General features: G+C 73.0%; 1 protein-coding gene. It reads left to right on the forward strand.

Features of this window, described 5'->3' with window-relative positions; all coding sequences use genetic code 11:
- Positions 1-512: MBL fold metallo-hydrolase (locus tag ADAD_RS0115235; RefSeq protein WP_010415769.1), on the forward strand; the 512-nt coding region annotated here is incomplete at both ends.

Genomic DNA, 512 nt, shown 5'->3' on the forward strand with positions numbered 1-512 from the left:
CGGAGCCGCACGCCTTTCCCGCCTGACCGGCGCCCCGGTGCTGGCCTTTGGCGATGCGCTGGCAGGGCGGTCGCCGCTGATGTCCCGCCTGGCGCTGGAGGGTCTTGGCGGGGGCGAGGGGCTGGACCACGCTTTCGCGCCCGACCGCCACCTGCGCGACCAGGAGGTGATCACCACGCCCGACTGGTCGCTGACCGCGTGGCACACGCCCGGTCATGCGGCAGGGCACCTGTCGTTCCAATGGGGTGACCGGATCTTCTGCGGCGACCTGGTGATGGGCTGGTCCTCGACTCTGATCTCTCCGCCGGATGGGGACCTGGCGGAATACTTCCGCTCGCTGGAACGGCTGGCGGCACTGTCGCCGCGCGTCCTGCTGCCGACCCACGGGCCCGCGATCACGGCCCCGCTGGACCGGATCGCGGAACTAGCGCGGCATCGCCGCGACCGCACGTCACAGATCCTGGCCGCCCTGCCGGGTCCGCCCGATTCCGCGGCGGGCCTCGCGCGCCGCA

The sequence above is a fragment of the Citromicrobium sp. JLT1363 genome, assembly GCF_000186705.1.
Classification (GTDB): domain Bacteria; phylum Pseudomonadota; class Alphaproteobacteria; order Sphingomonadales; family Sphingomonadaceae; genus Alteriqipengyuania.